At 43.4% G+C, this 6,937-nt stretch carries 4 protein-coding genes; 1 reads left to right on the top strand and 3 read right to left on the bottom strand.

All coding sequences use genetic code 11. From position 1 onward, the window contains the following. Positions 1–2,107: BamA/TamA family outer membrane protein (locus VIP81_RS14200; protein WP_331961728.1), on the top strand; the 2,107-nt coding region annotated here is incomplete at its 5' end. 215 nt (positions 2,108–2,322) lie between these two features. Here VIP81_RS14200 and VIP81_RS14205 read toward each other — a convergent pair. The 3 genes from VIP81_RS14205 to VIP81_RS14215 form a co-directional block, all read right to left on the bottom strand. Next, positions 2,323–4,653, bottom strand: coding sequence for a GAF domain-containing protein (locus tag VIP81_RS14205; protein ID WP_331961731.1), 2,331 nt, complete (start codon positions 4,651–4,653; stop codon positions 2,323–2,325). Between the two features lie 224 nt (positions 4,654–4,877). Then, the gene (lysA, locus tag VIP81_RS14210; protein WP_331961734.1) at positions 4,878–6,101 is read right to left on the bottom strand and encodes a diaminopimelate decarboxylase; all 1,224 of its coding nucleotides are present in this window, start codon (positions 6,099–6,101) and stop codon (positions 4,878–4,880) included. 76 nt (positions 6,102–6,177) lie between these two features. Then, positions 6,178–6,937 (bottom strand): Panacea domain-containing protein (locus tag VIP81_RS14215; RefSeq protein WP_331961737.1); only part of this gene is annotated, 760 nt, incomplete at its 5' end.

Below are 6,937 nucleotides of genomic sequence, written 5' to 3' on the forward strand. Positions count from 1 at the left end.
CCTGCCTGCCGATACCACACTGGGCGTATTTGCCAATGTTTTCGGGAATGAAGTATATCTCTTTGAAGAAAGAGAACCCCTTACCGGCAAAAATGATAAGACCTATAACACCCAGAAAGTGTTGGGAAAAATATGGGGTGATAATGATGCGCGTGTAGACCAGAAATCAGTGCTGCGTGCCCGTTTATTCGACATGTATATCATGGACTTTGACCGCCACGATGATCAGTGGCGCTGGTACAAGGAATCGCATAAAGGAGAAGATTACTACTACCCGGTACCCCGTGACCGCGATCAGGCATTTTTCGTAAACGAAGGAGCAATCCCCCGTGCAGCTGCGCTGCCATGGCTCATGCCAGCGATACAAGGCTTCCGCGATGATTTTCGGGATGTAAATGGTTTCAACTTCAGCACCCGCTATTTCGACCGCTCTTTCCTGAATGAAATGGATGAAAAAGACTGGAAAAAGCAAACAGAAAGGTTACTAAAGAAAATGACCGACAGCGTGATACAGGCTGCCGTAAACGCTTTTCCGGATACCATCCGTTCGCTGGTAGGACCTATGATGCTTCATCGCCTGACCGTTCGCCGCAACATCCTGGAAAAGAACACGATGAAGTATTATCGTTTCCTTGCTAAAGGAGTGGATGTACCGGCTACAGAAAAAAATGAGCTCATCACCGTTGAAAAGCTGGCTGGTGGTAATGTGGCGCTGAATATGTTTAAAATCAGCAAGAAAGGCGTTGTACAACAGAATATCTATTCCCGCACTTTCGATCCCGGTGTTACCAAAGAGTTGAATGTATATGGTATGGGCGGCAACGATCGGTTTGAAATAAAAGGTGATCACGGCACGCCTATACGTATACGGCTCATTGGCGGTAAGGAAGCCGATACTTTTGTAGATAGCTCCACCGTAAAAACAGGTGGCAAACGGATACGGATATACGATCAGCGTACCGGGAAAGACACATTCACCCTTTCACACAATGAACAACGCCGTTTGTCTAACGATCCGGGAAATATTAAATACAACCGCAGCGCTTTCCAATACGAAAAAACAATGCCGTTGATCGCCGGAGGCTTTAACCGGGATGATGGTCTGTTATTGGGGCTGGGGCTGTCTGTTACGCGCCATGCTTTCAGACGGGAACCGTTTTCAGCCAAACATTTATTCACCGCTACACATGCGGTGGCCACGCGTGCCTGGAACTTCCGCTATCAGGGGGAATTTACAGACGTCATAGGAAAAACAGACCTGTTACTCAATGCCCGGGCCAATGCGCCAAATAATACCATCAACTTTTTTGGATTTGGCAATGAAACCGTATTCGACAAATCCAAAACGATATCCTACTACCGGGCGCGGTTCAATCTTTATACCGCGGAAGTATTGCTGAAAACGTCGCTCAGCGATCATATATACTTCGCTTATGGTCCTACTTTGAATAACTATGCGTTTGATAAAGATGAAAATAATGATCGTTTCATCACTGATTTTAAAGACAATGGACTCGACTCCGCCGGTATTTATGGCAACAAATCATACGCCGGAGCTAAATTGGTCGCTACGATAGATACCCGTAATAATAAGATTATCCCTACGCGGGGTATCCTGTGGACGACTACTTATTCCGGTAGCTTGGGGCTGAACGGTAATAGCCATAATACTACGCAACTGCAATCTGATTTGAGCTTGTACATGAGCTTCCGGATCCCGGCTAATTTTGTGATCGTAAGTCGCTTTGGTGGTGGAAAATTATGGGGCAACTATGAATACTTCCAGGCGCTCACCGTGGGCGGCACACAGAGTTTACGCGGATATCGCAACTTCCGCTTTGCCGGCGATGCCAGTGTATACAACAATACAGAAATACGGGTAAAGTTATTTGACCTGAAAACATACGTCTTACCGGCCGGTGTAGGACTTATCGCCTTTAATGATGTGGGCCGTGTATGGCGGGAAAATGAAACCTCGCATGTATGGCATGATGGATTTGGAGGTGGTATTTATGTAGCACCGATTAATTCGCTGATCATCACTGCGGTGATAGGGCATTCCAAAGAAGAAACGGTACCATATGTAACGTTTGGGTTTAAATTTTAGCGATTTTTTGTCTTACTCAGGATTATACTGATTTAGATGATTTTCCGGATTTTATTTTTCAGGATTATAAAAGATTAAAGAGATTAGCGAAGATGATGCGGATACCCACATTTGTCTTCGCTAATCTCTTTAATCTTTTTAATCAAAAAATCAAAAGAGTGAAAATCTGGAAAATCATCTAAATCAGTATAATCCTGAGTAAGACAAAAAGTCGCTTACTCCGCATCCATATTCACCCGCACGCGGAGTGCCTTCAATCCGCTAACACCCTGTAACTCTTCCAGGTCCAGCATTTCAATTTCAGGCAGTAGTATCTTTTTGCTTTGGAGGAAGGTGATATATTTCTTCAGCTCTTCCATTTCTCTTACATAAGAGTATACCATGGCAATGGTACCGGGTTGCGTTAATCTTTCGCCGGTATCTTTTACATGTACTTTATCGATACGTTTTTTAATGATCTCATAACGCACGTTATAAGCGCCTTCCACATCAAACCGGCGTTCATCGCTACGGAAGCTGATGGTGATAGGAGCACTGTGCATCAGGATCATCTGCGTGGTTTGCAATGGCACCTTGAGTTTGGGACCCAGTTTATGAGTCAGTCTTGCAATATGCGCCATCGATGAAAGCTGCCATAGGCGAAGGTTACGCAGGTATAACTGATCAAATTTCTTTTCCTGCGCAATGGACTGGCCAATGTAAATCGTATACTCTACACCGTCAGTACGGTATTTCTCAAAATAGCAGGGGAAGGAGTGTTGTATGTACTGACGCTCTTTCTCCAGGTATTGACTGATAGCAGCATTGATCTTAGACAGGCTTTCTTCATACTCTCTCCGGTGATGATATACATGACCTTCTGATTTATCCATTTTGGCAAAATAGCTGGCCAGTAAGGGTTTCAATGTGTCGTTGTCTTCACAGAGATGTTCCAGTACCGGTTGTATTTCGTGGTCCATGAACTCATTCACTTTCAGATCTTCACCAGCCTGCAGGCTATTACTCAGATTGTCAAGCAGGTCGTTTGTCTTGAACTGTAGTTCTTCCAGTAACGGCAGATGTATGGTTTTTTCAATGGTAGCGAGAGTATCGCGGATCAGTTCCAGTTGTTCCTGTAAGTCCTCCCGGATGGCGGTGCCTTGCTGTACGGAAGAGTTACGGATATCTACCGCGCCATACAGTGGGTATACCTCATCGAAACTAATGCTTTCAATATCTTTTCTTTCTTCTACCGGTGTGAGCAAATAATCCCAGGCAGCATCCACAAACTTCCATTCTACCGAAGGTTGTAATGCGGTGAACTGATCTTTTATCACTTCATTCAACCGGCTCTCCAGGATGTTCATGCTGCGGTTCAGCATCAGCACCAGCAGGGGATACGTATTTTGCAGCTTCCATAAAGGATCAGTAGATAGCCTGTTAGGTGTGGAGGACGCCAGTTCCAGCACGCCCAGAATCTCCTTTTTATGGGTGATCGGGAATACCAGGAAGCTTTTGATATTTTTTATCGGCAAAAACTTCAGGAAAGAATGCGGCGCAATGGTCGCATCATTTACATCCGGAATGATCAATGGAATAGGATGCAGTTCCAGATGCTCCAGCAATGCCGAGAAGAAATGTTGTTGTTGCTTTTTGTTGCCCACGCCCAGAATGGGGTCTGTATTGGAGAATTGTTCTTCCAGTACATTTTTGCCATTCACTTTTGGGAAAGGAACCAGGTGAGCCGTTACATCCGGAATACCCAGTATCGTAGGAATCATTTTTTCCAGGGTACGATAGCTCTCTACTTCGTTGCTGGTGCGCATATTCATCACCAGGCTTTTGATATTATTGAGGGTTTCAGATTGTGTTACATCTTTCACCGTCCATATTACAAAGCCTTCCAGTGAAAACATACTGGTGGGCAGCAATTGTTGTAAGGAGTCTTCTGTGATTTGTTTAGAACAAAACTGACCATAGTCCAGCGGCGGCAGTTCTCCGTTTACCTTCACATCTACAAAACGTGGGTCTATGTTCACTTTCACATAACGCTTGCCTCCATCCGGTGTTTCCACGGTATGGATTATTTCGTTTTTATAGGTCATCGGAAAATGATACACCTTTTCCAGGATCAGTTTATAGAGCCAGGTTAATTTATCTTTTTTCACCTGGGTCAGGGAAACACCTTCTGGAATAGTGGTCAGCTCCTGGCCGTTCTGTGAAAAGAGTTGTTTAAAGAGATCGGAATAATAGAAAATGGCGAATTTAAAGGGAACGCCAATGCCATAAATATCTTTAGTGGAATCTGTTGTAACCGGGAATATGGCGGATATCAACAGGTCCAGATACTCTTTATACTTACTGAGATCACTATCAGGGGAGATAGGCTCCAATACTTCCGGGTTGCTTTCAAACTTATCTATGATCAGATTATAGAAAGAAGAGCGAACTTCTTCGGCATTCTTCACCTTTTCCTTCAAATAATTCAGGAAGGGAGCGAATGATATATTGGACTCAATTACTTTATCATCGTTAAATACACCAGGGTGTGCAGTTAAAACTTTCATATCTACGTATAATTATAACCAAAGGCCATCAATTTTGGTGTGCCAGCAATAAATATCTTATTACAATTTACAGTAAAATCAGTGTGCAGGAATAACAGCGGGGAAACTATACTAATGTAGACGCAAAGGTAGGAGAAATATTGTATGATTGACAGCATTGGGAAATGCAGGTGATGTGATAGGGAGTATCTCCCTGAAAATCAACTGCATTTCCCCACTGAAAATTATTGCAATTCAATCTGGTTTCTGAGCAGATCGTCTATGGTATCACGTTTGCGGATCAGGTGTGGCTTACCTTCTTTTACCAGTACTTCCGCAGGTTTCAGGCGGGAGTTAAAGTTAGAAGACATTTCAAAACCATAGGCGCCGGCGTTATAAAACACCAGGTAGTCACCTTCTCTTACCTCATTTATTTTCCTGTCCCATCCAAAAGTGTCGGTTTCGCAGATATTACCAACTACGGTATAGATGCGTTCCGTGCCTTTTGGATTGGAGATATTACGTATCAGGTGGAAAGCCTCGTAAAACATAGGTCTGATCAGGTGATTGAATCCTGAGTTCACGCCTACAAATACATTGGCAGTTGTTTGTTTGATCACATTCGCTTTTACTACAAAGTAGCCTGACTGGCTTACCAGGAACTTTCCTGGTTCAAACCACAGTTGCAGTGGGCGTACATATGATTTAGCGAAGTTGTTGAACGCCTCGCTCAGTTTTTTACCAAGCAGATCAATATCCGTTTCAGGGTCGCCTTGTTGATAAGCTACCTTGAAACCGCTGCCCAGATCAATAGATTCCAGGTCAGGGAAGTGCTGTACCATTTCAAACATCACCTCTACGCCACGCAGGAACACATCTACATCCTTGATTTCAGAGCCGGTATGCATGTGCAGGCCCGTTACTTTCAATTTGGTAGAATTTATAATACGTTCGATATGACGCATCTGGTGGATGGAAATACCAAACTTACTATCGATATGCCCGGTGGAGATTTTGAAGTTACCACCAGCCATGATATGCGGGTTCAGACGGATACAGATAGGGTAGCTGCCACCGAACTTGTTACCAAACTGCTCCAGGATGGAGAGGTTGTCTATATTGATGATCACCCCCAGGTCTTTGGCTGCAATAATTTCCTGCAGGTCCACACAGTTAGGGGTAAAGATGATATTCTTAGGTTCAAATCCGGCTTTCAGGCCCAATTGTACTTCCTGGATAGATACGGTATCGAGTCCACAACCAATTGAGTTGATGTACTTAAGGATGTTGATATTGGTCAATGCCTTACAGGCGTAGAAAAAGCGGGTGTCCGACTTCTGAAAAGCCTTTTGCAGCTTTTCGTACTGAGTTTTAATCTTTTCTGCATGGTATATATATACCGGGGTACCAAATTCTTCTGCTACTTTCACAAGGAAATCGGCAGTAAGTACGTCGCTTTGTTTAGGCATTGATAATCCTTAGTTTAAGAATGAGTTGGCAAAATTACTATTCAAAAGTGAGAAATTGTAGAAAAATGCATAGGGGCTATAAATGGATGAGCCGAAAGGAATAATCGTAGCTGATTTCACCTTTTGTAAGATGATGATCTAACCACGCGGTTTCCTCATGACTTATTTTTATAATATCCCCGGTGGATACATCTTTGAATTTTTTTAATACCATTTGTAGGGTATTCAATTCCTCTTCATTAAAAAGTGTGCTATCAAATGTATGGTGATCGTTTGAAAGGAATTGTTCGCCGATACCACCATTAGGAAATTCGGTAAAGACGATGTTAATCATCTCCAGGGTATTGGCGTATTCGAAAATGCTATTGAAATTTTTAGGCACCGGCCCCATTTGAATCGCCATGTATTCGGCGCCGGTAATGCTATATCCGAATTGTTTGTAATGAGAGAAATCGGCATAGAACAACAGCTTGTTTAATTTGGTTTTCCACGGTTTTACGTTAGCCGCAAAGTAGACCACCATCTCAATAAACTTTTTCAGGTTGGGCGTCTTGTAGCCGGTGTAAATACTTGCTTTCCCGTCAGACAAGCCTGTCATCAGGTAATTGGGTAAACAAAATACCTTGAAGTCCGCCTGTTCAGCAAGGAGCATATCAATCTTATGGAGCGTTTGTTCCAGCATAGCACCTTTTAGCGCATTGGATGCAAATATCAGTTTGCGGAACTCCCCAGGATCCTTTGATAATTGGATCAGGCGGGCATTAGAGATACTTGGTACTTCTCCACTTTCATAGTGCCGGTACACGTTAGTACCAAAGCCAAATATATCAGCCATT

The organism is Chitinophaga sp. (assembly GCF_036566945.1).
Classification (GTDB): Bacteria; Bacteroidota; Bacteroidia; order Chitinophagales; family Chitinophagaceae; genus Chitinophaga.

Coding starts and splice junctions, on each gene's coding strand:
- VIP81_RS14205 (WP_331961731.1), bottom strand. CDS start 4,653: ATGAAAGTTTTAACTGCACACCCTGGTGTATTTAACGATGATAAAGTA.
- lysA (WP_331961734.1), bottom strand. CDS start 6,101: ATGCCTAAACAAAGCGACGTACTTACTGCCGATTTCCTTGTGAAAGTA.